General features: G+C 44.5%; 20 protein-coding genes. 12 read left to right on the forward strand and 8 right to left on the reverse strand.

Annotated features, from left to right (window positions below; all coding sequences use genetic code 11):
- Nucleotides 1–67 precede the first annotated feature (67 nt).
- The 10 genes from AB6D80_RS00950 to AB6D80_RS00995 all read left to right on the forward strand — a co-directional run bounded on the left by AB6D80_RS00950 (nt 68) and on the right by AB6D80_RS00995 (nt 14,571).
- Entirely contained in the window at nt 68–430 is a 363-nt protein-coding gene (locus AB6D80_RS00950) for a hypothetical protein (protein ID WP_017102613.1), read from the forward strand.
- A 3-nt stretch (nt 431–433) separates the two neighbouring features.
- The gene (locus AB6D80_RS00955; RefSeq protein WP_009844977.1) at nt 434–1,783 is read left to right on the forward strand and encodes an HlyD family type I secretion periplasmic adaptor subunit; all 1,350 of its coding nucleotides are present in this window, start codon (nt 434–436) and stop codon (nt 1,781–1,783) included.
- Between the two features lie 3 nt (nt 1,784–1,786).
- Nucleotides 1,787–4,018, forward strand: a complete 2,232-nt coding sequence (locus AB6D80_RS00960) for a response regulator (RefSeq protein WP_017102612.1) — start codon at nt 1,787–1,789, stop codon at nt 4,016–4,018.
- The gene (locus tag AB6D80_RS00965) at nt 3,993–5,417 is read left to right on the forward strand and encodes a TolC family protein (protein WP_017102611.1); all 1,425 of its coding nucleotides are present in this window, start codon (nt 3,993–3,995) and stop codon (nt 5,415–5,417) included. The genes AB6D80_RS00960 and AB6D80_RS00965 overlap by 26 nt, the downstream gene beginning before the upstream one ends.
- Nucleotides 5,407–6,993, forward strand: a complete 1,587-nt coding sequence (locus AB6D80_RS00970) for an ABC transporter transmembrane domain-containing protein (protein WP_017102610.1) — start codon at nt 5,407–5,409, stop codon at nt 6,991–6,993. The genes AB6D80_RS00965 and AB6D80_RS00970 overlap by 11 nt, the downstream gene beginning before the upstream one ends.
- On the forward strand, nt 6,990–9,128 hold the full coding sequence (locus AB6D80_RS00975) for an ATP-binding cassette domain-containing protein (protein ID WP_102249233.1): 2,139 nt from the start codon (nt 6,990–6,992) through the stop codon (nt 9,126–9,128). The genes AB6D80_RS00970 and AB6D80_RS00975 overlap by 4 nt, the downstream gene beginning before the upstream one ends.
- A 109-nt stretch (nt 9,129–9,237) precedes the next feature.
- Entirely contained in the window at nt 9,238–9,612 is a 375-nt protein-coding gene (locus AB6D80_RS00980) for a hypothetical protein (RefSeq protein WP_102249232.1), read from the forward strand.
- Nucleotides 9,613–9,827: 215 nt separating this feature from the next.
- Nucleotides 9,828–13,031, forward strand: coding sequence for a response regulator (locus AB6D80_RS00985; RefSeq protein ID WP_102249231.1), 3,204 nt, complete (start codon nt 9,828–9,830; stop codon nt 13,029–13,031).
- Between the two features lie 9 nt (nt 13,032–13,040).
- Nucleotides 13,041–13,517 (forward strand): hypothetical protein, encoded by a 477-nt coding sequence (locus AB6D80_RS00990; protein ID WP_009844970.1) that lies wholly within the window; start codon nt 13,041–13,043, stop codon nt 13,515–13,517.
- 1 nt (nt 13,518) lies between these two features.
- The gene (locus tag AB6D80_RS00995; RefSeq protein WP_371706983.1) at nt 13,519–14,571 is read left to right on the forward strand and encodes a sulfate ABC transporter permease; all 1,053 of its coding nucleotides are present in this window, start codon (nt 13,519–13,521) and stop codon (nt 14,569–14,571) included.
- 107 nt (nt 14,572–14,678) lie between these two features.
- Here the strand turns inward: AB6D80_RS00995 and AB6D80_RS01000 are convergent, their stop codons facing one another.
- Entirely contained in the window at nt 14,679–15,773 is a 1,095-nt protein-coding gene (locus tag AB6D80_RS01000; protein WP_102249229.1) for a HEAT repeat domain-containing protein, read from the reverse strand.
- An 86-nt stretch (nt 15,774–15,859) separates the two neighbouring features.
- Nucleotides 15,860–17,191 carry an anaerobic sulfatase maturase gene (locus AB6D80_RS01005; protein WP_102249228.1) on the reverse strand — a complete coding sequence of 444 codons (1,332 nt, stop codon included), beginning with the start codon at nt 17,189–17,191 and terminating at the stop codon, nt 15,860–15,862.
- Between the two features lie 136 nt (nt 17,192–17,327).
- Between AB6D80_RS01005 and AB6D80_RS01010 the strand changes: the two genes are divergently transcribed.
- Together AB6D80_RS01010 and AB6D80_RS01015 are read left to right on the forward strand one after the other, a co-directional pair.
- Nucleotides 17,328–18,116, forward strand: coding sequence for an SUMF1/EgtB/PvdO family nonheme iron enzyme (locus AB6D80_RS01010; protein ID WP_102249227.1), 789 nt, complete (start codon nt 17,328–17,330; stop codon nt 18,114–18,116).
- A 179-nt stretch (nt 18,117–18,295) separates the two neighbouring features.
- Nucleotides 18,296–19,978, forward strand: coding sequence for an alkaline phosphatase family protein (locus tag AB6D80_RS01015; protein ID WP_372187564.1), 1,683 nt, complete (start codon nt 18,296–18,298; stop codon nt 19,976–19,978).
- A gap of 204 nt (nt 19,979–20,182) precedes the next feature.
- On the opposite strand, the gene AB6D80_RS01020 is transcribed toward AB6D80_RS01015, so the two are convergent.
- From AB6D80_RS01020 to AB6D80_RS01045, 6 genes are all read right to left on the reverse strand, one after another.
- The gene (locus tag AB6D80_RS01020) at nt 20,183–21,088 is read right to left on the reverse strand and encodes a LysR family transcriptional regulator (RefSeq protein ID WP_102249225.1); all 906 of its coding nucleotides are present in this window, start codon (nt 21,086–21,088) and stop codon (nt 20,183–20,185) included.
- Nucleotides 21,089–21,166: 78 nt separating this feature from the next.
- Nucleotides 21,167–22,561: a BatD family protein gene (locus AB6D80_RS01025; protein ID WP_102249224.1), complete on the reverse strand. Its 1,395-nt coding sequence runs from the start codon at nt 22,559–22,561 to the stop codon at nt 21,167–21,169.
- Nucleotides 22,558–24,282: a VWA domain-containing protein gene (locus AB6D80_RS01030; protein WP_102249223.1), complete on the reverse strand. Its 1,725-nt coding sequence runs from the start codon at nt 24,280–24,282 to the stop codon at nt 22,558–22,560. The genes AB6D80_RS01025 and AB6D80_RS01030 overlap by 4 nt, the downstream gene beginning before the upstream one ends.
- Nucleotides 24,275–25,354, reverse strand: a complete 1,080-nt coding sequence (locus tag AB6D80_RS01035) for a VWA domain-containing protein (RefSeq protein WP_102249222.1) — start codon at nt 25,352–25,354, stop codon at nt 24,275–24,277. Before AB6D80_RS01035 ends, AB6D80_RS01030 begins: the two co-directional genes overlap by 8 nt.
- Entirely contained in the window at nt 25,347–25,907 is a 561-nt protein-coding gene (locus AB6D80_RS01040; protein WP_102582414.1) for a DUF4381 domain-containing protein, read from the reverse strand. Before AB6D80_RS01040 ends, AB6D80_RS01035 begins: the two co-directional genes overlap by 8 nt.
- Nucleotides 25,908–26,870: a DUF58 domain-containing protein gene (locus tag AB6D80_RS01045; protein WP_048608531.1), complete on the reverse strand. Its 963-nt coding sequence runs from the start codon at nt 26,868–26,870 to the stop codon at nt 25,908–25,910.
- Nucleotides 26,871–26,881: the final 11 nt, after the last annotated feature.

Here is a 26,881-nt window from a genome sequence, read left to right on the forward strand (position 1 = left end):
AAAAAAAATTTGAAAACTGCCTTTAAAGATCCTTAGTTATTGTGATTAAAGCAATTAAGGCAGTGGAATGATGATAGACATGACGAATTTATTGCGTTCAATCGACAACAACCACAAAGGGCTGCAATTGCTGCTAGGCGACTTTTATAAGGACTTTTCGGACGCACCGATGAACATAGAGATGCTTCATAAAGGTAATCGTTTTGATGAACTCAACAACTACTCTAAAAAATTGAAAACCATCTTAACTTTGTTATGCGACCAAGACCTGCCGCCCAAAATGGCCAAGTTGGAACATTTGAGTAAACACGAATTCCCTGCGCCGGAAGCGCTTTTAGAGGATGTAAAAACTGAACTACAAAACGTCAATAGACAAATCCATCACTTGTTGGATATTAAGGAAGTTGTAGATGACGAGTCATCGAGGTAGGTCATGAGCAATAACCAAATAGAGCATCACCTAAGAAAAGCGCTTGTTTCTAACAACGAGGCTTCCAAGGTCACAGCAGATGACACCATCGTGCTTGCAAGTGCGATGACTAGCGTTCACAAGACGTTACTCATCATTTTTCTACTTGCTTTGGTGGCTATCGCCGTAGCGTCACAAGCACGCATCGACATTGTCGTTTCTGTGCGTGGCGAGCTGTTACTAGAGTCTGATGTTGAGAAAGTTCAACATCTAGAAGGCGGTATTTTAGAAGAGCTGTTAGTGAGAAAAGGGGAAGTTGTGTATGAAGGCCAACCTATTGCTCGAATCCGCTCACTCGACCGTAACACCCAACTCGATACAGTGAACACCGAAATCATTCAGCTGGAACTCGATAAAATCCGTTATGAAAGCTTGCGTGACATGGTCGAACCAAACTTTGCTTCTTACATCGAAAAGTACCCAGAACAAGTTCAAGTCAACATGAATACGTGGCAGCAAGAGTTCTCGAAGAACCGCTCTAACGAAGAGCTGATCACTCACGATATTAAACACAAAAACTCTCTAATTGGATCAATGCTAAAGCGTCGCAAAAGCTCAGAGAACCAACTCTCACTCATTCGCAAACAACTCAACATCAAAAACACGCTTTATAAAGAAGAGATGGCGTCATATGTCGACGTTCTAAATATGAAAGTACAAGAATCCAATATGGTTCGTGAGATTGAAAACCTTGATGAGTCCGTCATGAATGAACGTTTCCAGCTCGACAAACTCGAGAAACAACATCGAGACTTGGTTGAGAACCGAAACTCTGAGTACCAAGCACAAATCATCCAGGCCAATAAAGACCTCAAACTAAAACGGATCTTACAACCACAGCACTCCGATAAGGTAGACCGACTCATAGTCTACTCACCAGTGGATGGTGTGGTCGACAAATTACACTTCAACTTCCGTTCTGCGGTAATACCACCCGGCGAGAGTATCGCTGATATTGCTCCAATCAATAACTCCCTACACGGTGAAGCGAAAATTCCGCGTAAAGACATGGGGTTTGTTGAAATTGGCCAGGCGGTAAAAGTAAAAATGGATACTTATAACTTCGCAAAATATGGATTTGTTGAGGGAACCATCGCCTCAATTAGCCGTTCATCATACGAAGAAGAAGATGCCGAATTCTATTTGGCAGAGATTGAGATTGATCGAAACTTTCTTGAACGAGGAGGCACTCAATACAAATTATCACCTTATATGGAATTTACCGCCGACGTAAAAACAGGCTCGCGTCGCGTGATCGAATACGCTGCAAAACCTGTGATGTCAGCCATCGAAGATGCATTCGATGAGAGGTAATCAATGAGCGGAAAACCTTCTTATAACATTTCCGTACCAGCTCTACGTCTGAGCATATTGTTCAGCGTAGTACTAGCGGCGCTCGCTTTCTATTTATACTTTTCTTGGTCAAAAGTAGATTCGGTTGCTCAAGTGCAAAGTGCCCCACTGCTCATACAAGCTCAGAAGCTTAATCAGACCATCGAACAAGATATTCAAACTCTACAGCAGTGCTTAAGTACCGACACTTGTGGTACTAACGAATTCAATCTAGTTAACTTGAAGCGTGAAATAGATGAATTTAGATCGCTAGCCTCTTTGAACAAAACTGAGTTCAGCTTGGTTGGCGCGACTGAATACACCCAACTTGAATTAGCTATCAATCGCTTTTCCGACAGCACTAAAACACGCAACGACGTACTCGACTTATACCTGTCACTGACCAACAACTACCTACAGATGGACGACAACTACCGCACCATGTTCAACAACCATGCGAGCGACTTGATGTCAGAGAAAAATGAGTTCTTTATCTGGTTGTTTATGGTGGTCGTGATACTGGCAGTAATCACGGTCCTATCGAACTCAGTTGCTATGTTGAAGCTGAAGAAATCCAGCTCTAATGAACGAGAAATCGACTATGAGTTCGATGCTCTCTATCAAGAGCTGAAACAACTCGACTTACAAAGACTCGAAGAGCTTCTGAATGAAGTGAGCATCAATCCGAAACAACGCCAGATCTACTCTCACCTCAAACTGATTTTCAGTAAATTGGAAGACCAAAAGCGCAATAACGATCTCTACAAACAGCTGTATGCGCTAATCGGCTATGAGATTCGCGGAATCACCAACACCATCAACGGTGGTGTCCAATATCTGGTTCAAGAAACCGATGAAAACGGCGTATTGATGGCGAAGGATATTACCTCAGCATGTAGTACGTTATCTGAGTTAGCAGAAAACTATAACCGTTTGATTTCACAGGGTACGGAAAGTAAGTCGAAGGAATTCTCTTTACTGAGCGTGTTGTCTGAATTGATGATTCATATCAGCGCCAAAGTTCAGAGGAACGAAGGTCAACTCGACTGCTTTATCTCTGATAATTTGCCGAACCGTGTGGAAGGCCAATCCACCAGCTTGTTCTGGATCTTGTTCCTGCAGCTTTCTAACGCCATCCAACTTAAATCAAACAAGAAGTTGTTCGTGACAATAGAGTCTGGCGCAGCTTCGGATATGGAAAATACACGTGTCACCATCAATCTGAATTTCCTTTCAACACTGGATGTCTCTGTCGCCAAGCTCAATAAGCTCCATTGGAGCGATCATAAACACCATACTGCTAACACAGACGACTTAGCGAAAAGCGTATTAAAAGATTACGGGTATTACGAAAGTCACTGGTTCCAATCGGGTACACAGGAACGTTTTCAGATCGAGCTTGATCTCAAGGCGAAGAATTTCCATACAGAGAAAACTCGCTTCGACGGCAAGCGTTTACTGCTTTGCGCCAATACACAAGTTCGTATAGATGTAATGAAGAAAATGCTCAGTAACTTGGGGCTTGATATCACTGAAATCCGCACTGCAAATGAGTTGTTTTCAGCGGCGAAGACCTTTGGTGAGTACGATGCCATCATGCTGACCGATACCTTTGAACCTAACAAGCTGCCATCACTGAGCAAAACGGTGAAATCTCAACTTAAGAATCATCCAAATACCAAGCTGTTGCTGTCAGTAACCAATACTCAGCATGCACAAGAGTGTCACAGCTTCGTCGATAAGATCATCAACTCCCCTGCGATTCCTTATGAGTTTATTCCGAACTTACTCACCATTATGGAAGCAGAAGCATCAGAAGAGCAGATGGAAAACAGTTCATTCCTTATCGTAGAGGATGACCGAGTTCAACAGATCTTACTTAAACGAATTTTAACCAAACAAGAGTATGAACCAGACACGGTTGGCGATGGTGCCGACGCAGTAGAGCACTTCATGAATAAACGTTCTGACATCATTTTCATGGACTGCATCATGCCAGGTATGGGCGGCATTGAAGCGACCAAACGCATTCGCCAGTTTGAACAAGAGAACGAGAAAAACCCTTGTACCATCATAGGGGCAACCGCATTGACCAGCAGTAACGAACACCAGGCTTGTATTGAAGCCGGAATGGATTACGTGATCAGCAAACCTTACAAAAGCGACCAAATCATCAAGGTGATCAACAAGTATGTGGCGGTACAGAAACTTAACTAGCAGCATTATGGCTGCGCTTGCATTCAGCACAACACCTTCAGTATCGGCGACGACCCTGCTTGAGGCGGTAGAACTCGGCCTGCAAAACAGCCTATCCCTTCGCGCCAGTGATAAAGGTGTGGAAGAGAACGAATACAACATTGGGATCAGCCGCTCTAAGTTTCTTCCTTCACTCAATGGTGCAGCTGATACTACATGGAATGAGAATGAAACCTTGTTATCGAGCGTGCCCGATGAAACCTCCAGCTATAACTCAAACAGCTACAGCCTTTCCCTTACCCAATCGATATTCAATCTTGGTGATATTTTTAAATATGGAACGGCAAAACTCGACTTCAATATTGAAGAAATTAAACACGAGAACAAAATCCAGAGCACTATCTCTGAAATCGGCTCTCAATACTTCGAGTATTTGAAAAACAATGCGCAAATAAAAGCGACCAAGGTAGAGCTTAAGTCGTCTGAGACTCGTGAACATCAGATGCGACGCAACGTAGAGTTGGGGAACACAGCCGCCAGCGAGCTGTACGAAGTTATCGCTCAGAAAGAAGGTGTGTCGAATCGATTAAGAACCTTGCAGAAAGATCGCCGTGTCATTCTCAACGGGCTATCCATTCAGATTCAGTACCCTATCACTCCATCACAGGATATATACGAAAGTGTGCCATTAAAAGAGATAAACGAAAGCGAACAACACTCAATCATGGATCAAGCGTTAAAGCTCAACAACGACTTACTAGTAGCCAAGAAAAACGTCGAGAGAAGCCGTAGAAGCTTAAAAGAGAGCGGTACAAACTTCTTACCTACCGTGTCACTCTCAGCCAGCTATCGTCACGATGACGCCAATAACTACGATAAAACCGACATCACAGCGACAGGCGAAAGCAACTCAACTAGCGTTGGCTTGAACCTAGCCTTGCCTATTTTGTCTGGTGGTTCTGATTACTATGGATATCAAAAATCATCGACGGCAATTGAACGTACTGAACTGCTTTATCAAGACTCGCTTTACACCACGCGCAACAGCGTGAACACCTCTGTACTCAACATCAACGATTTTTCGCAATCTATAAGCAGTTACGAGAACATCATTCGCGCCAACTATGCCTCTTATAAAGGGATCCAAAGAGCCTACCAATTAGGCACGCGTACCATCACCGACTTGCTGGCGGCGGAAAGTAAACTGTTCAGCGCTTTGAGAGACTATGAAAGCGCACGATACGACTACATCATCGAGACCATCAAGCTTGAGCAAATTAAAGGCATACTCTCAATTCAATCGATAGAGAGCATCATGCAATTGATGAGCGATATTGAGGGACGAGACAATCAAGATTTGGTGCCGAAACACCTTCTCTCAACGGAGTCATTGAGAAAAGGAGGTCGTAATGCAAACTGAGCAATTTTCGCAAAAGATCAATATGGCAGATAAGTGTTATCTGACTTTCTCAACGATAATATCGACCCTGTTTGGCTTGGTACTGCCCTTCTCTATTCTGATCATTTTTGACCGAGTGTTACCCAACCAAGCACAAGATACTCTGTTCTTACTGTTTACGATTATCTTGATTTCCATCTTCCTTGACTACCACCTGAAAAATCAGGAAGAGAAGATTTCCTCTGTCATCATGAGGCAGTTTGAGACCAACTTAACCAATAAGGTATTTCAATCCATCTGTTTGGCTGAGATCTCTAAATTCCGCCGTTTAGAGCCCGGTGAATATTTGGAGCGTATTTCGACCATTCCAGAACTGAAAACCTTTTTTGGTGGAGAATCGGTTCGAGCACTGATCAACCTTGCTGTCAGTTTGATTACCATCCTTATCATAGGACTCATCAACATATGGGCTGGTATTACACTTCTGATTGCCTCTGTCATCTTGGCTATTTTCGCGTGGAGCCTTTCCAAACAAAAGATTGGTAGTTTGCAGAATAAGTCAGACATCGAAGGGTTAACCACCTCCAAAATCATCGAGATCATCTCTAGCCCGCTTGATATCAAAGCTCGAAATATGGAATACCGCGTTGAAAGCCTGATGACACAAATGGTCGAGGAACGTGAAGTTGAAAACATCAAATACGAACAGATTGAATCGAATTTTGGCTTAATCTTAGCGCTCATCCAACAACTCTCGATTGCTTGTGTTGTTGTGGTATTGGCAACAGCCGTGATCAATATGGAGTCAAGCCAAGGCATTATGGCCGCGATAATCATGCTTACCAATCGTTACTTCGCGCCCTACCAACAAGTGATGCGTACCGCGAGCCGCTGGGAACTAAACAAGCTCCATATACAACGTATCGCCGAACTTCTTGAACTGGCCGCGTCGGTTGAACATCAACATGAGACGACCGAAGTAGAACGTATTTCTGTTAAATATTCTGAAAAGCAGCGTATCGAATTCGAACTCGGACAAACTTATTTGCTTACCGGGAAAAGTGGCTCCGGCAAGACCCACCTTGCTAACTGTATTACACGTCAGAACAATGATAACAAACTGGACATCATGATTAATGACACGCCTCTGAGTGACGTAAACTACAACGTTTGGCGTAACAGCGTGCTGATGGTCGATAAAACAAGTTCATTCGTGGAAGGGACCATTATTGATAACCTAACCTGTTTCCGTCCAAGCCTGAACAATACGGCTTTCGCCTTATGTGAAACCATGAACATCAAGGCTCAAATTGATGGGCTGCCTGCAGGTTTCTATACCGAGCTCAAAGGTCACATGCGTAACCCATTCTCACGCCAAGTTGGCTATGCTCTGTTATTAGTCCGTGCCCTGCTCGCCAGTAAGCGTGTGTTGATATTCGACGATATAGACTGCGTCTTTGATGAAGAATTTGCGCGCGTCGTGCTGACCAGTACCGCCTATCGTGCCAATGACAAAATCTTAATCATCGCCAGCAATAAGATGGATAAACTTAACCACCGCCTCAAACGCGTAAAACTTATCGGAGGTGACCAATGAGTATCCTAGTAGACTTCAATAATGTGCCGCAACGTGTTTTGGATTTTGAATCTAGTGGATACGACGAACGTTACAGTCAATCGCCACTTATTCGTGGTTTGGCCTACACCTTGATAGCGCTCGAATGGGAAGGCACGCCCGCTATACTCAGCGATGCTTTTATTCCAAAACCCAAAGACGGCGATAGCTTTACAGCAACCATAGAGCGCCTTGGATACCGCTGTGATGTGACCAAACTAAAGACACTCGAGAATATCGATAAATATCCTCACCCGTGCTTTATTGAGATAGAAAACCTCAGTGCCATCTTCTTAGGGACAAAAGATGGGAAGTTGCTGCTGTTTGATTACACGAACAACAACACCATTGAATACCCAATGTGTAAAAAGCCCTGCTTGCTGATTTCTATTAGCGAGTACTCTCGTCTGTTCCGCGAACCACCTCCGGAATCGCAAGACAGAAGCAATTGGATAAAATACGCTTTCTATCGTTACAACAATGAACTTAAAAGCCTGATCATTCTGAGCTTCGTCATCAGTATTCTCGGTGCGTTACAGCCATTCTTCATCATGAGTGTCTATAACTTCGCACTGACTTCGAGTTCTCAAGCCACGCTCTATTGGTTGACCCTATTTGCCGTGATCGTCGGCTTCTCGGAATACTTCTTCAAAAAGATGCGAGTCAACATCATTGCGACCTCCGGTAAAGATCTCGCGGTTCACATATCCCAAGCCGTAATATCGAAACTGCTTTGGCTGCCCTACGCAATGACTTCAACCGCAGGGGTTTCGTCTCAGTTGGCTCGTTTGAAAGATATCGATACCTTCCGCCGCTTAGTGACCGCAGAATCGACCCTTAGTTACTTTGATATGCCGTTTGTGATTGTATTCATCATTGCGATTGCTCTGATGTCTGGCACCGCTGCACTTGTGGTGATGGGCGGCTTAATATTGATGTTGGTGTTCTGTGTTTACTCTCGTTACATCTACTCACAAGCCACATCTAAAAGCTCTCGCGCCAATGCGATGGTCTCTTATCAATGGAATGAAATCCTTCGTGGTATCAAGACCATTCAGGGTTTGCCTTTGTTGCGCGTGGTTCAATCTCGTTTTAGTGCCTCCCATATGCAAAGCACCAATGATGCGGAGAATGTCGCTGTAACCAACAGTAAAATTCAGGCTGCAGGTGGTAGTTTGATTCAGGTGATTGGTACTGCAAGTATCGTGACCGCAGTAATCGGAGTCATGGAAGGCACTTCTGATGCGGGCGCGATGCTCGCAACCGTTATTCTCGTTTGGAAAGCACTAGGCCCGATAATGGGCATCTATAACTCAATTTCTAAGTTTCAATCCATCAAGGCTTCGTCGGCACAGATCAACAACTTGATGTCGATGAATGACGACAAGTTAACGCTAGAAAAAAGCCCGCCTATTCGGCTGTTCCAAGGAAATATTGTGGGCAGTGGTGTCAGCCACCGTTACACAGGGGCAGCAACAGGGTTAACCAACTTGGGGTTCAAAATACCACCCAGTGCAAAAGTGGTCATTTGTGGCCCTACGGGCTGCGGAAAAACCACCTTAATTTCAATCATTGCTGGGCTAGAAGACCGCTATCAAGGCGCAGTTTCTGTCGATGGTTACAACATTAAACAGTTCAATAGCTACCGTTATCGCACCTCAATTAACTACATCCCTTTTAACCTGCATATTTTTGAAGGCTCACTAGAAACCAACTTCATTCTGCATAACGGACTCATTCCGACAGAGAAAATGCAGGAGATGGTGAGCTTCTTCGAGCTAGACGAATGGCTGCCAGAAGGCTTAGCGACTCAATTGAGTGTCGATAAGTGCAAAGGTCTTCCCAATGGCATTCAACAAAAGCTGCGTTTGGCACTTGGTTTAGGTAACTGTGAGCAATCTCTGATAATCATTGATGAACCGTTCAACGGGGCTGAAAATGAAAACGCCCAGTATTTTAACCGCCTGTTCAGCGATAAGTTGCTGAATAAAACCGTCATTTTTTCGACCAATGATCCCGGTTTGATCGCTACTTCCAATATGAGTTTGGTTCTAGAACCTGATGGCAACTTGAAATATTTTGGCTTAACAGACAAATACTTAAACAGCTTGAGTTAAACACGACGATGCTTATTCACAAATTACTCGTTAGATAAATAGATGTAATTGACAAAAACATAAGTGAGAGAGATGATTCGCTCTAAAATCACCGATACAAAGGAAGCAAATGTACACATTCGTTGCAGACAAGCTTGATGTAGCTTACTTATCCGCAATTCCTGAAAACCATCAACTTCAGGGCTGCGATGTGCCTGAAGAGGAAATCGAACTTCGAGAGATCATAGAAGTTTGGTATGAGTGTGCCTTTCTACCCGTTTTCAATCTTCAGAAAATCGATATCGAGAACAAAGCTGAGTTAACCGTCGTACAATCAAATGTTCTGAGCAACGATACGCGTACGCTCGCTTTCCTACTCAAAAACAGAGTGTACCGCGCTGCACTGAACAGAATACTCGGTGTTTGGGCGCTAGAACCTTCTGCAAAAACGGGGTTAGAGCAACTTCTATTTGAACTAAGTCTCGATAAAAATCACCCTAATTAACTCGCTTTTTAAGATACTCATCAATAAGCATCAAAATCAAACCGACCGCCAAACGCTATAAATTGCTAGCAAGACAAGCTATTTCAAAATAAGCTGTGGAATCACAAGAACTTATACCCCTCCCACACTTCCATTAAATTTACAGTTTCAAAGTTTCCATATCGGCATTTTTATTCTACTGTTTTTATATAAAACCAGTTGGATGGATCCTTAATATGTCGACACTTACGGTCTGGAATAACCTTTCAGTTAAACATAAACTCTTTGGCTTAGTTCTACTACCGATCTCATTGCTCCTTTTCTTAGCCGGTAGACAAGCTTACTTTCTGACTACGCAGTTAAACGATTTTGAGCGAACCAATCAGTTAGCAATTTACCTTGAAGATATCTCTGTCTTGTATCGAAGTACTTTGGCCCCAAACACTGAAGAGTTCGTTAATCGAAGTGCTAAGGTAAATGCCGAGCTCAAAGCACTTTCACCCAGCATATTTCTAAACAGTTCCGAAGAAGTGAACCAACTGCTGGCCGACTTCAGTGAGGCAACCTTGTCGACTATGAAAACGACCGACAGTTTCGATAAGCTGGATGCGATTGAGTGGCAAAGTGACTTGTACCAACAATTGTTGTTGGCCATTGAGAAAGTCCCTTTTGATATCACCAAGCGTGAGATTCAACAGCACCTCACCGCCTTGCATCAACTAGAGTGGTTGATGTTTTGGTCAAATGAAGAATTTAAGCTCAGCGCTTCGCTCTTCGATATTTACCAAAATCATCAAGAGTATGATTCTGAACTAGCCGAGTTGGTTGAAAGCCTCAATGCTAGGCAAGTTTTGTTCTTAGAAAGATTTGTATCCTTGAATGCCAATACACATCAAGTTTCACTCATGATTGAAGTGTTTAAAGATGAGGCTTTTATGAAAAGCCAAGAGATACGTCACGCACTTCATAGTTCATCCACAATAAGCGCATTGACTCCACAAGAGATCACTACCGGACTCAATGCGATGAGTGCTCGCCTAAGCCTGTTGCAGAATTTAGGTGACGTGATCAAACAAGAGTTCCAAGCCGAAGTAGCTCAAGCGATCTCAGATGCTCAAACAGAAAGAACGCTATTTATTTCCATCGTCACGTTGCTTGCAGCAACTGTTATGGGATTAACCCTCAGTTTAGCGAAACAAGTCACCAACAATCTTGGGCTAGTTCTTAGGTTCTTAAAAAGTGAAAACGATGATACCCGCCCTTCTTTGGCCAAACTGATTCAAGGCAAAGACGAACTCAGCCTATTTGCTCAGCAAGTAGAGCGACTCACCATCGAACGAGAACATGCAAAAGAGAAGTTAACGATAGCTAAAGAAGACGCAGAGCGAGCTAAAGAAGACGCCGAAGAAGCCAAAGACCACGCGATACAAGCTAGCAAAGCGAAAAGTAGCTTCTTGGCCAATATGTCTCATGAAATTCGAACCCCACTGAATGGCGTTATCGGAATTTCGGAGATCCTGTCAGACACACCACTTACACCAACACAACGTGATTATGTAGATACGATCGAGACCTCATCCCAACTACTGCTAAGCCTGATCAACGACATCTTAGACTTCTCTAAGATTGAATCTGGCATGCTATTAATCAGCCCGCATTCGGCATCGATTAGAGAATCCATTTACGACATCGCATCTATTGTCGCGCCAAAAGCTAAAGAGCAAAAAATATCAGTGAACGTTGATATCAGCCCAGACACACCTGCACGCGTGATGATCGATGATCACCGATTAAGACAGATCTTGATGAACTTTATGTCGAACGCGGTGAAGTTCACAGCAGAAGGTGGCGTTACCCTGTCAATCCAAACGCTAAACAAAGCAGAAAACAATGTCACCCTAAGGTTTTCTGTGCGAGACACGGGGATTGGTATCGATAAACAGCAACAGAAACAGATATTCGAACCGTTCGCTCAAGAAGATGATTCAACGACCAGACAATTCGGTGGTACTGGTCTTGGCCTTGCGATCAGTACTCAGCTTGTTGAACTTATGGGTGGTCAGATCCAACTCGACTCCGTCAAAGGTAAAGGCAGTTGTTTCTACTTCGATCTAGAATTACCCATTGATTTAATGTTGCCAAAACCAAGCACAGCAACCGCCGACATTTATGTTCTAGGTAACGCGAACATGCTCTCTAAACGAATAGAATGGGACCTTAACCTCTATGGTTTAGAAATAACCCAACAAACGAGAGATACAGCTGAGCTTACACAACAACTCACGATTCAAAAGCACGCTAACCCAATCACAGTTGTCTTTGCTGAAGATGACACATTCCAAGCCAGTGACTATACCAGTGACTTAGATAAGCTCCACCAAAACGGCATCACTATCTGCTTGATTCGATCATTTTTGAGCGAGCCGGCTGACATCGGCAATTATGTTACGGCTCAAGTATCACAACCCCTACTCGGTTTACGTTTGATTAAAGCGGTTGAGCTCTGTGATACACAGGGTCGGGTTGAGCTTTCAGAGGCGAGCCAACCTTCTCTAGAGATACAACACAAAATTCTGATCGTCGAAGACAACAAGGTCAACCAAAAAATTGCCGGGCTTCATGTTGGTAAAAGTGGTTTTGAATTCGAGTTTGCGAATAATGGCCAGGAAGCCGTGGACATGTTCAGATCGAACCCTCACTACGCAGCAATACTCATGGACTGCATGATGCCGGTTATGGATGGCTTTGAAGCGACAAGTAATATTCGCCGCGTTGAAAAAGAGACCAATGCCACGCGTCGTATCCCTATCATTGCCCTGACCGCCAGTGTTATTGATGACGATATTCAAAGGTGTTTCGACGTGGGCATGGATGACTATGTGCCAAAGCCATTCAAATTTGAAATGTTAAAAGAAAAAGTACTTGCCGCCGTTGAAGCAATGCCACTTCCTGTTGCCTACAAAACTAAATCTACGAAAAAACCCGCGACCGTAACGCCGATTCTTAATGCTGCAGCTAAACGGACTGTGCCAGAGGAAAGAGAACAAAACCCGGTTCCGATCAAATCTGAAAGAATACTACTCGTCGAAGACAATCGAGTTAACCAAAAAGTCGCTTCGGTCATGCTAACAAGGGCTGGTTACGCTTTTGAAATTGCAGAGAATGGTCAAATTGCCGTTGATATGTACCAAAACGACAGTAGTTTCGACATTATACTAATGGATTGCATGATGCCCGTTATGGACGGTTTCACAGCAACTAAGGAGATTCGGGAGCATGAGAAAAACCTAGGCTTAAGCAAAACCCCTATCATCGCGCTAACCGCCAGTGTTATCGATGATGACATTCAAAAGTGCTTTGATTCAGGCATGGATGGATACGTAGCGAAGCCCGTAAGAAAAGAAAAGCTATTCCATCAAATAGAAAGTGCGACTTGTTAGGAGAAACCCATGGATTGGATTAAAACAATAAAAACACTTCCACGCAGAGTCATATTGCCAGTCGCGGTAGGGCTATTAGGAAACTTGCTTCTTCTCAGCCCAGCTCATGCCGCAGAAGATTACGCCATATTCTCTTTAGATTCAGGATTTGAAGAAATATCGATAAACAAAGCAAGGAAGCTGTATAGAGGAAAAACAAAACGACTCGATGGTAAACGTGTAGAACTTTCTGATTGGCCTGAAAACAGCAGCGAACGTGAAGTTTTTTACCAACAACTGCTTGGAAAAAACGCAGCTCAAATGAATGCCCATTGGGCGAGCTTATCCTTCTCAGGTAAAGCTCGTTATCCAAGAGAGATTAAATCGGCGTCCACCGAAACCTTGGTTGACTGGCTTGATGACAAGCCCAATCGAATTGGGTACGCCCCGCTCTCGACGCTCCCTGAAAATGCCAATGTTCTATACGTTATAAGCTCGGAGAAATAATATGAAAAAAATAATTACGTCAGTGCTATGTGCTTCAATTGCCTCTCCGGCTTTCGCTATTATTGAACTTACCGATAATTTTTCGTTAAGCGGATTTGGTTCTACTTCTTGGGCAACATCAGATAACGACTCCCCTTTAATCATCAACAATGGTTTTACCGATGAAAATTGTTATGACTGTGATACCACACTTGGAGTTCAACTCGATTACTTTTACAACTCATTTAAAGCTTCCGTACAAGTTGTCAAACCACCCCAATATGATTGGAGTGATCCTCAACTCGAGTGGGCTTACTTGGGCTATGAATTTAACGACTTCGATGTGAGTATTGGTCGATTACGACTGCCACTATTCCTTGCCTCTGAATACTATTATGTTGGCCAAGCCTATATGACGGCAAGACCACCGACAGAGGTGTATAACAGCGTTCTTGGTATTACCGCTTTCAACGGTGTCAAAGTGAGTTGGACTCATGATGTAACCGATGAAGCTACCCTACAACTCTCTCCATTTGTCGGAATCAAAGATAAGAATGAAGTAGAGTTCAATTCGACAACCGAGCTGGAATTCGAAACAAATCGAATGTTTGGTGCAAACCTTCAATTAAGTGGTGATAACTATCGTTGGAACTTATCTTTCCTTGATTCAAATTTCGATCAAACGACAAAAATTAAAAACGTTGGCACGCTTCCAACAGCAGACAACCAACACATCCAACTTTGGTCGCTAGGCGCTGAATATGAATTTGGCCAAGCGGTATTGGCGAGCGAAGGTCAAATCAGTGACGTTTCTTCATCCATGTACGCCAGCCTAGGTTACCATTTAGGAGTATTCACACCTTACGTAGTATACGGCGCGCAATTTAACGCCAATGAGCACTTAGAAGGGAATAGCTACTTAGTTGGTGTAGATTACGACTTGATGTCAAATATATCTATCAATGGTGAAATGCAATTCTTCGAAGCTCGTAGGTCAAACGGTGTCTTTATTGACGCCCCTAAAACCGATAAAGATGCATTGCTCTACACCATCATGTTGAGTTTTGTTTTTTAGCTCGAATTCAAATCGATGGTCACTTGCAGCAATTAAGATCCAAAAAAGCCAGTCGAATATTTCGACTGGCTTTTCATAAGCGGCTTATCTATTTACTCATTCAAATATTATGAGCTTGGCGCTACTCGCTTCTCTTTCAGCTGCTCAATAACATAGTCAGGAGCCACTTTACCTAGCTCACTTAAGCAATCATCAGTCTTGTCGTTGCCGTATCGCACGTAGATATCACATACCGCGTATAACTGCTCCGGAGAACCAGAGATCAAATACGCCTTCTCGAACGATTTAGTCGATTTGTCGATATCCAGCTCTTCTTGTAGTACCCCATTCAAGTACCAGTAGTAGCTGTTATCTTTTGCAAGTTCTGCTGCTACTTCAATCTCTTTGGCTGCTGCTGCCTTGTCTTCAAGGCGAACCAAAGTTAATGATTTAGAATAGTGCATCGCTGCATTGTCCGGCACGTTCTTCAAACCACGATCCAACACCTCGACCGCTTGTTGATCTTTATTCTGAGCTCGGAAGTTATCCGCGTAGCTCAGCCAAACTTGAGGGTCTTTCTGGTGAGTATTAATCAACTCAAGATAAATCGTTTCCGCTTTATCCCATTCATTGTGCCAACGGAGCACGTCAGCGAACAACAATTGAAACTTTTCAGATTCTTGTGATTCCAAGAATGTTATTAACTCAGCGACAGGTTGTTCGATTTGTGCTTTCTGTTCTTTATCTAACGTATTGTAATCACGAACTAAGTTCGATGTTGCTGAATGACGAACCATAGAGTCTGTATCGCTCAGCAAAGGCGAAACTAACGCCCAACGATGCTCAAGTTGATATGGCGAAGAACCGATAATCGAAGCCTCACGAACTTCAGGGTTTTGATCTTTCAAACCTCTTGCCACCGCCACCAGCGCATTCTGGCTTGGATATGAAGCAAGCTCTTGCAGTGCACCAGTACGATTTTCAACAGATTGATTTTGATCTTGTGCCATGTAAGACAACTGTTGAATACGGGTTTGAGTGTCCGTCATTTCGAGCACTTGATTGATATTTTGTGCCGGTGCGTCAACGGTTTGTTGAACGCTATTGGCAGCCATTGCTGACGTTGAAATCAATGCAGACGTTGATATCAATGCGGACGTTGAAACTAATGCGGACGTTGAAACTAATAGAGCAACAGCCGTCGCTAAACTCTTCTTCATCATAGTATTACCTTAAACTGGAGAACTTAGCCTGTCCTTAGACTCGTATCTGATTAAATTTATCTTGGGCCGTTGACCCAAAAAACGAGTTAAAACTTGGTCTCGAACGTAGCTTGTTGCGCCTGTTTTGCACGATGCGCCATCAATACCGAGTCACTGAATTTGCCATGAGCCACTGAGTGCCCCATCGCACGAGCAATATAAGCCATCGACTTGTCGGCATGAGAAAAGAACTTGTGCCAACCAGCACATAAGTAGTTCAAGCCCGGTTCACCTGCGCGAGTTTTGATAAAGCGGTTTTTCGGACATTCACCATGACAAGCAAACTTGTACTCACACTGCTGACATTGACTGGTCATTGTGCGTGATTTAGCAAAACCAAACTTTTGCTGTGGTGCGCTGTACGCCAAATCATCAAGCTTCTCGTGGTGGATATTGCCAATTTTGTATTCAGGGTAAACGTAGTGGTCACAAGAGAACACATCACCGTTTGGCTCCATCGCTAGGCCTTTACCGCAGATCTCATTCAGAGTGCAAAGCGGATTCGGACGACCAATCCACGTTTCTAAGCTCGCTTCAAAATACTGAACGAACACTTTACCGATGTCGTTCTTCGCCCACTCATCAAACACAGAGATCAGGAAGTTACCCCAAGCCAAGTCCGACACACACCACGATTCCATGATCGAATCTTTATGGCCGGGGATCAGGCGTTTGTCGCCTTGTTTTAGCTGCTCACTCACTTGGGATGTTTGTGGCGCAACCGTTCTAAAGGTTTTCTGTTCAACGATAGGAATAAACTGCATTTGTGGAGACTTCACCACATCACGTAGGAAGCGATACACCTCAAGTGCATTTTGACTGGTGAGGTTATTCACACAAGTCAACGTTGCAAATTTAACTTGATGTTTGTGCAGCAACTCAACCGCCGCCATCACTTGTTTGAATGTACCACGGCCTGCTCTATTAACACGATACGCATTGTGCAGCATTTCAGGGCCATCAATACTCAAGCCAATCAGGAAGTTATTCTTTGCTAAGAATCGGCCCCAATCGTCATTCAGCAGTGTGCCATTGGTTTGTAGATCATTTGAAATCAACACACCTTCAGGCTGGTACTTTTTTTGTAGCTCAACCACTCTTTCAAAGTACGCTAAACCCAGCATAGTTGGCTCGCCGCCCTGCCATGAGAAGATAATTTCAGGCGTGTTTTGACCTTCGATATATTGTCGGATGTAGGTTTCTAGCGTCTCATCATCCATTCTTGGAGAACTGCCTTTCTTGTACTCCAACAAATCTTGCTTACTTAGGTAATAACAATATTTACAGTCAATGTTGCATGCTGCGCCAATTGGCTTAGCCATAACATGCAAGCGTTTAGACGCTTTACCATTGTATTGTGGACCTTGAGTAATGTGCATGATTTATCTACCTATCTTAGTGTCTGTAGCCATCATAATGCCTATTTCAGTCAGTGGCATGTTATACCCTTTATAACCAATAGGAATGACCTTAAACGTTAAAATTGCCCTCTATTTCGAACATTCGAGGCACGTGATGAAATTTTTCAATTACAAACAATTAGCGGCGATCAGCAGCGTCACCATGACTATTTTCCTAAGCGGCTGTGCGAGCGTGCCTACACACCCTATCGCCCAACAAATCGACCAAGAGATGGTGCTAGTTGAAGGTGGTACATTCACCATGGGTTCGAACGATCCTGAAGCGACCAAAGCAGAACAACCAGCGCGAGATATAACTGTAGATAGTTTCTACATTGCGAAGTTTGAGGTGACTCAAGAATTGTTCGAATCGGTGATGGGTTCATCTCTCAGTTATTTCCAAAACCCACAAGTTCCGGTCAATAACTTAAGTTGGCAACAGGCGAACTACTTCGTTGAACAATTGAACGAACTTACAGGTGAAGAATACCGTCTGCCGACTGAAGCTGAATGGGAATTTGCAGCGAAAGGTGGCAACAAGAGCAAAGGCTATACTTACAGTGGTTCCAATAACTTAGATGATGTTGCGTGGTACTCAGCAAATTCTAAAAATAGCGCACATCCAGTCGGGCTAAAGAAGCCAAATGAACTAGGCTTATATGACATGACCGGAAACGTGGGTGAGTTTGTGATTGATGCCTTCGATGACACCTTCTACCGATTCGGTCCAACAGACAATCCTAACAACGCAAAACACAGCGACGTTGGTTTATCACATAAATCGGTTCGCGGTGGCAGCTTTGCTTATGACGAAAACGAATCTGAAAGTTACCGTCGCGACTTCGCAAGCCAATCGATCACTATGTCAGATATGGGCCTGCGTTTAGTTAAGGATACGAACTAGCTAAAGCTGTGAGCTAGTTAAAGAATGAACTAACTAAAGGTGCCAACGGTTATGAATCAACAATCTTCACAAGCGATACTAAAATACGACTTGCACTATACACACATTAGAAATTTGACACACGTTAGAAATCTGACCAAACGTTAGAACTCTGCGGCAACGCTGAATAAGGAACTTCTATGCAATACACCAAGCTTTCAGGACTTACACTCGCGTTACTCTGTGCCTTCCCTGTCTCAGCAGCAGAGAAGCCAAATCTAGTCCTTCAAATCACGGTAGATGGCCTGCGCGCAGATCTTATCGAACGATATAAGCACAACTTCGGTGAAGGTGGTTTCCGGTACTTAATGGATAACGGTACTTACTACACCAACGCGAACTATCAACATGGCAACACGGAAACGATCGTGGGCCATGTGTCGCTTGCAACCGGCGCTCCACCGAGCGTACACGGCATGGTAGGTAACGTTTGGTATGACCGTAGCGAAGAACGTTTGGTGTATAACGTAGAAGACGGTAACTACAAAATGTTGACCTCTGGTGCGGGTGTCGATAAAGCAACTGAGATCGACCCAACTCAGAAGACAGCACAAGGTGATGGGCGATCTCCAGAGCCTATACTTGCCACCACGTTTGGTGACGAGCTGACAATTTCCAATAGTGGCAAATCAAAAGTGTTCGGTGTATCCGTGAAAGACCGCGGCGCAATCTCATTGGCGGGACACAGTGGTAAAGCCTTCTGGTTCTCCAAAGCGCAATCTGAGTTTGTCACCAGCAACTATTACTACGACGAGTATCCAGATTGGGTATCACGTTGGAACGAGAAAGCGATTGCTGCAGAGTACTCGAAACAGAAGTGGGATCTCTCATTACCACGTGAAAACTACACGCTGCAAGAGCACGATACCGAACACAAAGTGAAACTCGGTGATTTCCAACGCACCTTCCCTCACCCTTATGGCCCCGCGAGTTACAAGTACTACAGCACAACGCTAACCGTTAGCCCGGCTGGCGATGAAATCACAGAAAACTTTGCAAGCACACTGTTGATGCAAGAGAAGCTAGGTCAAGGTGACGTGACCGATTACCTGTCTGTAAGTTTCTCATCAAACGACTACGTGGTGCACTTATACGGCCCTGAAAGCCTAGAGACAGAAGACAACCTTATCAGACTTGATAAGACGATCGCCAAGCTTCTTAAAACCGTTGATCACCAAGTCGGACTAAAGAATACACTAATTGTGTTGTCTGCCGACCACGGTGTACCTGAATCTTCACCTGCGGCAAATGCGCTTGGCTTCAATCAAGCTCAATACTTCAATAAAGACACACTGCTCTCGAGTGGCGTAGAGCAAAGGTTGAAGGATGAGTTTGGTTTATCCAAAGACGCAATACGCTTGTACGCACAGCCTTATATTTATCTGAATCACGATTTAATCGCAGAGAAGAAACTTGACCTAGCTAAAGTACAGGAAGCGATCGCCGATGAAATAGCGAAAGTGAAGGGAGTGGCGTTTGCCGTATCAAGCAGTGATATCGCGGCAAACCGAGTACCTGATACTCATGTAATGCAGCTCATTAAGAACAACTACCACCCAGCTCGTTCTGGCGATGTGTATGTGGTATTTGCTCCACGTAGCTACATTAACGACATGGAAGGCCTTCAAATCGCCTCGACTCATGGCTCGCCATGGAAGTACGATACACATGTCCCTGTCATCTTCGCAGGCTACGACGTTGAAGCTCAGAAAATCTCGCGTGCAATCACGCCATACGACATTGCACCAACGCTTTCGAATAAACTGGGTATCACTCAACCAAGTGGTTCAATTGGAGAAGTTCTCCAAGAAATTACCGAATAAAAGATGTCATTGAGGTTTCTTAGTTTTAATGTCGAAACCCACACCAAGTAAAAGAGCCACTTATCAATTCAGACTGATTCAGTCAAAACAGATAAGCGGCTCTTTTTGATTGCCTGTTGTTAGGTCGAAATCCAATCAACGTATGTCAGTGCTAGGAATAACGGCTATTCACACAAACATTTTCCATTAAACTCCCTTTAAAGGTTAACTTGATATGTCTTTTGCTGCCGCTTTGATCTTAGCCCGCAACCACTTGTGGCTAGGTTCATTAGTGCGACTCGGGTGCCAAATCATACACATATCGAGGTCTTCCAATTCGAATGGCAGTGGTAGTGTTTTAACCGCGTACTTTTCAGAAAAACAACGCACCGATGACATAGGTAACACTCCGATGTAATCAGAGCCCTCAATAACTGGAAGCATCTCAACAACACCCGCAGCACGATAGACTATTCTTCGTTTTTCAAGGTCACTGTAGTGTTCAGAACTCAATAAGCTTTTACGTGCATGCCAACGAGATACAACCACATGCTCAACTGATAAGAACTGCTCCATATCAATCGTATCACCAATCGTAGGATGGTCTTTGCGGCAAACGACCACCAGCTCCTCTTTAGAAATCACCTCATGCTTGAGCATGGTTCTTCCTTTAGGTGTCATATCGATAATAACATCATGTCTTTGAAGCCTTAAATCAGACTCGTAATCTTCCGTAAATAGAGGGTGAATTTCTAACGCGATACCAGGTGCAACTTGGCTGATTAACTGCATCACTCTTGGCATCATTTCGTAGCTCGCCGCCGAGACGCAGGCAATTGAATACACGCGCCCTGAAGTTTTGGGGTCGAAATCTCTTGATGCGGATAAGGTAGACGTAAAGTTTTTTAGCGCAGCGGCCATTGCCGGGTAGATATCAATAGCGAATGTGGTTGGCTCTACGCCTGATGTGGTTCGGTGAAACAGTGGCTCGTCATAGATATCTCGCAACCGTGCAAGCGCTTTGCTCACAGCAGGTTGGCTTATATCCATGCGATTAGCAGCCCTAGATAAGTTCTGCTCTTCATAGATAGCAACAAATATAGGAATTAAATTGAGTTCGGTGCTTTTCATACAGTTCCATATTAAAGAAGCAGGTCCCCTATAGTAGAGAGCCTGCCGATTTTGTTCGATGCGAATGACTAAAGTTTGCTACTTAGTTCTATCTTTTAAGTCTGGCAAGGCTTTAGGGATTTTCAAGCGGTCGAAAATTGAACGAGAATTGCTTGAGTTTGATGTGTCATTGGGTAAGTTACGTAACCCTCTCCACAAACGAGTAAATACGTTTTTGTCTTCTCGCCCTTGTTGGAGGGATTCACTGTCTTCTATCCAACGCTTTTGTTCGTTCGCTTTACCCAGTTGCTCTTTACTTAGCTGCGCTTTATCCAGCTCTAGCTGAGAGGTTTCGTTTCGTAATTGACGATAGATAAAGGTTCTCAATGCGGGCCAATTATTTTGCTTAAGCAAACGACGCAATACCAACCAACTTGGTGTTGGTCGATTTTTGTAATAGCGCTTCGCCGCAACGAATAACATGCCACATAAGACCACTGCCAAACCAATGTTTATAAAGACCGACATGTAAGCTTTGATGAAGGATTGGAATGTGTGTTTTGCTTCAAACACTTCGCCTTTTATTACCACGCTCTCAAGACGCTGTTTTTTGCTGTCCCACCACTGGAATGTGAACTCCGGTAAGGTAAACTCACCACCTTGCTGAATCACATAAACCGTCTCTTCAATTCTACTGGAACGGTAGTCACCACGTTCTTGTGTGTCATCTAAACGATTAGGTTGCGGGTAAGCTTGATATTGCTGTGTCGATTCATTGGTCAACACATTGGGAAGTAACACCGACAAACTGTCTTTCGCTTTGATGGTCACGGTTCGAGTAACCGCATCACCCACTTTTAAGTCTTCGCTCGAACGTTGCCATTGCTGCTCAACATCCACGTCTGTCGCTGAAAACCAAGGCGATTCATCGCTTAACAAACCAGACGGTAATGAGGCTTCAAACTTAATCGGCTGCGTATAAAGCGTGCCACCAACGTTTGACCCATCAGGAGCTGACACTTGAATACGAACCGGTACGGTTGGAATCACAAACTCGCCAGAAGTCATCGGATAAAGCGTCACTTCCCAACGTTGACGCGACCATGTAGTGCCATTGACCCGTTCCGTGTAATTAGTCGCGAGTTGGTTACGTTGCTTAGCGATCACGTTAGGGATTTCGATACTGCCGATTCGAGTCCCTCCCGTTAACCAACGCGGCGTCGCCACCTCAATATTCAGAATTACCTGCTCATTAACGCTCACTTTAGTCGGCGTTATCTTATCGCCTGACTTCGGTTTGTCTCCAACCCAAGCGATCAGTTCAACATCACCACTCTTCTGCAGATCATAGATATCCGTCGCAGAAGCAAGTGTAGGGAAAACAGTGCTAATCAATAGAACCATCGACACAAGCAAGGTCTTGGTTAGTTTAAAGGATTCTGAGCGCCCTACCTTTACTTGAATCAATTCAAGAGCTAAATCATGTCGACTCATTGGGTTTGCTCCTGTTTTGGCGTCTGTTCTTGTTTTCGCATCTGCTCGATCGAAGGCGCAGGATCTCTTAACTGAATTTGGAATTTGGATTTCAAGAAGAACTTAGGATCGGCTTCTACTCGCTTCAACCACTTGTCGGCAAGCTCTTGGCTACCCAAAATCTCATTCGCGTTAAGTGTTTCCTTAAGCATCAATTCCGCTACCGTTTCCTCGTCTGCACCATCACCCGTGCGCGGCTGGTCGTCATCTAATTCTAAAGATTCTTCAGGGCCATCAGTTGTGCCTGATTGGCTTTCACTGGTGCGATTAACCTCTTCGACAATGCCACTAAGCACAGCAAGATTGTTCTCCACATCCGTTCTTAGTTCTGGTGACAGACCCTCTTTCTCGCTTAATGACTTCAAAAGGTCTCGCGCGGCAAGGTATTCTCGCTGTCGAGCTAAAGCACTCGCGGCGTTATACAAACCATAATCGGTTTTGGTTTGTAAAAAGGCACTGTGAGCTAACTTAAAATCACGAGCATAGTAGTAAGCCGCGCCCTTTCGCATTGGGTCAGTAAAATGTTTTGCCGCTTCAAGGTATTCCTTCTGGTTCAACAGGCGTTGACCTTGCTGGTCGGGCGTTAACCATAAATCCCACCACCATTGGGCTGTTTTATCCCAAACCGTAACCGACTCCACCACAACGGGTTTCTCAGCAGTTAAGTTGACTGTTTTCGCAAAAGTGCTTGGTGAATAAATGCTGCCCGAAATCACTAGACCAACGACACACCACTGCACCAGCCATCCTTTTCTGAACCACAACAACATGATAATCGCCATTGGGATAAGCAAGCCATAGCCCATGTCTTTCCAAGGCATTGAAGATTCGCCGTTGAGCTGCATGTTTCTTTCAACCGCTCTGTTCAGTTGTTGGATATCCGAATCATCAACGGTCACCTCAACCACTCGTCCACCCGTCTTACTCGCTAAGTTACGCAGTGAATCTAGGTCGACTGGGTTATCGCTCACCACATTACTGTTTCCTGCGGCGAGAATGAGCAACTGATACGGATTGTCGTTAAAGAAACTCTCGTACGCCCTAATGGTGCTTGGGTTGACACCATCTGATACCAGCAGTACAGAAGAGCCTAACTCACCAGACAGTTGTTGATTAATCAATGGCAGTGCTTCTTCTGCTGACTTACCTGATACCGGCATGATATCGGGTGTGATAGCCGCTAGAAACGGTTCGAATACCTTGCTGTCTTGAGTAACGGGCATCGCGACGTGTGCGCTGCCTGCGTAAACAACTAAGCCCGTATTACCGCCTTTCCGAGCTGCTAATAAGTCTCTAATCTTCTGCTTAGATCGTTCCAAGCGACTCGGTGGTAAGTCTTTAGCGAGCATAGATTCACTGTTATCAAGCACAACCAACATCGACGCTTTGTCTTCACCAAAAGGCGAAGCCTCACGTTGCCATGTTGGGCCAGAACAGATAATGATGGCGATAGTTACAATCACCACCAATAGCTTCAATGGCAGCTGCCTACGCCAGCCTGTTTCACCAATGGTCAATGCATCACGTAAGTGTGCAGGTAGAATGTCTTTCCACGTTGGTTTGGTCTCTTCTCTCCAACGAACCCATAACAGGAAGAACATCGGAATAAAGGCCAACAACCACAAAGGTCGGATAAAATGAAACTGGGTAAAGAACTGTTGCAGAGTGAGAGAATCAGGCATCATCCTCTCCTTTCAATTTTTTAGTTTTAGAAGCCAAAAGCGACCTTCTACGTAAAGTCGCCAGACTAAAGGCAGTCAGATACATCACAACAACAATCGCCATTAAGTAATGGTGCAGCCCCTGTTTAGGGCGATAAGTGGTACTTTCATATAATTGTGGTTCTAGCTCACCAATCTGAGCGTAGGCTTTGGTAAGTTCGTCGCGGTTAAGTGCCTCAAAGGCTTCACCACCGGATTCTTGCGCTACTCGTTTGATGGTTTCCATATCCAACGCCACTTCTCCCACGGTTTGAGGATCACCCATGGCGATAACGTGAATACGAACGCCTTTCGCCTTGGCGACTTTGGCGGCATCAATCGGTTCAACAAAGCTTCCGGTGTCATTACCGTCGGTTAATACGATCACGACTTTCTCTTTCACGTTGGCATCAACACTTGAATCTTGAACGGCAGCACTTTGCTTCTCACTTTGCTCAAACACCTTAATCGCAAGACCAATCGCATCACCTAAGTGCGTGCTTTGCCCTGCCATCGCGACATCGGTTTGATTAAGCAGTTCAAGCCATACATCTTGGTCGGCGGTAAATGGCGTTTGTACAAACGCTGCATCACCAAACAAGATCAAACCGAGTCGGTCCCCTTTTCTGGTTTTCGCGAAATCGGCTAACACCTCTTTGGTCGCATCTAAGCGAGAGATTTTATCCCCTTGTTTAGACGTAAAATCTTGTTCAGCCATTGAGCCAGACAAATCGACAACCACCATCACGTCGCGACCTAATTGTTCACGAACTTGTGGCTCACCAAGAATGGTAGGTTTCGCTAATGCGCAGATCACTAATACCCAGGTAATGATCAGCGTAGTGCGTTGCCACCAGCTTGGTGTTAATTGGCTTGCACCTTCTGATGGAGCCTCGCCAATCGCTTCAACCAACTCACTGAAAAATGGCACCTTGATGGCCATTTGTTTAGTGCGATAAGCAGGTACGGCGAAGTAAACGAGTAAAGGCAAAGGTAGTGCGATAAACCACAGTGGGTGCGCAAATTCAAAGCTGGCAGATAAAACATCAAACATTGTCTTGCCCCTCAGCCATTACCTGTACATTCGGTTTTGTTTGTACATCGGGTTTATGAAGCTTTAGCCACATCATCGCGGTTTGAATTACCTCTAATCGCTGTTCAAAGCTCAGACGCACATTAGGGTCAATTAGGCTTTGCATCCATAATTCCGAAACTTCATCGGCAAAGAACGCATTGCTCTTTTCACTCGCGTTAGCGTTAACAGGCAGATAGGCATTCAAACGGTTTACATAAGCTTGGCCAAACAACTTAGCATTGCTGCTGTCTAGGTAGCGAAGCACCACTTTAAGGACTTTAAAGGTTCGTTCGGTTGAGTTCTTGTCTCGTGCATCCAATACCATGAGCTCTTGAAGCGCTTCTTTACGATAACGGTTATTCCACCACCTTAACGCCAAGCGATAAGCCAGATAGATGGCGACCAATAACAGAATAACGCCGAGGATCTTCCAACCAATGGTTTGCGGCATCCAGCTCACGCTCTCGGGAATGGCGACATCATGTAGGTCGCGAAGGATATAAGTACTTGGAGGCGTATGTTCAACGGCCATCTAGCGCCCTCCCACTAGCTTTTGCAGCTGTGAAATGTGATTGCCTGACGTGTCTAATTCGATATAAGGAAGGTTTTTCATCGCCATCAATTTAGCAAGCGACTGTTTCTGGAGTGCCGCTTTTTGGGCAAGGCTTTCACTTGCGAGGTTAACCTTAGATTGGCTATCCAGATTAAGTTGAAAGCGACCATCACCCACCACCCAATTTGCGCTTGCAAGATCTTGAGGCAATGATTGTTCTAATGGATCGGTCACCATAATGGCTAAGATATCGTTGTGTTGTTGCAGTTGCTTTAGTCGGTCAAGATGTTGCTCTTGGCAATCTCGCCAATCACTAATAAAGATTAAGGTCGACTGCTTTAATCTCATGCGTTTGATCAGTTCAATCCACTGGCTAAACCCAACACCTTCGCTGTCGCTCACACTGACACCTAAGCTTTGATTGGCTTTGGTGAGGTGTTTTAGTTGAGCCAATAAGTCCGATTGAGAACGCTGCGCTTTGGTATGAAAGAGCTTTTGGTGTGAAGCTAAAACGAAGCCGACACGGTCACCATCTTTCAGCACTCGCCATCCACACAATGCTGCGACTTCGGCGGCCACAACAGATTTCATAGTGTTTTGAGAAGCAAAGAACATCGAGCTGCGCTGATCAACACAGATCATCACATTACGGTCTTTCTCTTCGGTATAACTACGAACATGAGGTTTGCCTGTTCGCATCGTGACTTTCCAATCGAGATTACGAATGTCATCACCAAGTTGGTAGTGACGTAGCTCCTCGAAGTTCAAACCTCGACCTCGGAACAATGAGTTGTGTCTACCCGACAGCACGCTGCCCGCCTTTAGATGAGGCAGTAGCGAAAACGACTCAGCTTGAGCCTGAATTCGCACTAACCTTGAGTAATCACAATACAGTCGTGGATCAAGGCCTTGCGATCTGGGAGCTTGTGTTGGCTTCGCCATGACGCTCCCTT

Origin of the sequence: Vibrio sp. 10N.247.310.17 (assembly GCF_041466605.1) — a bacterium.
Classification (GTDB): Bacteria; Pseudomonadota; Gammaproteobacteria; order Enterobacterales; family Vibrionaceae; genus Vibrio; species Vibrio tasmaniensis_A.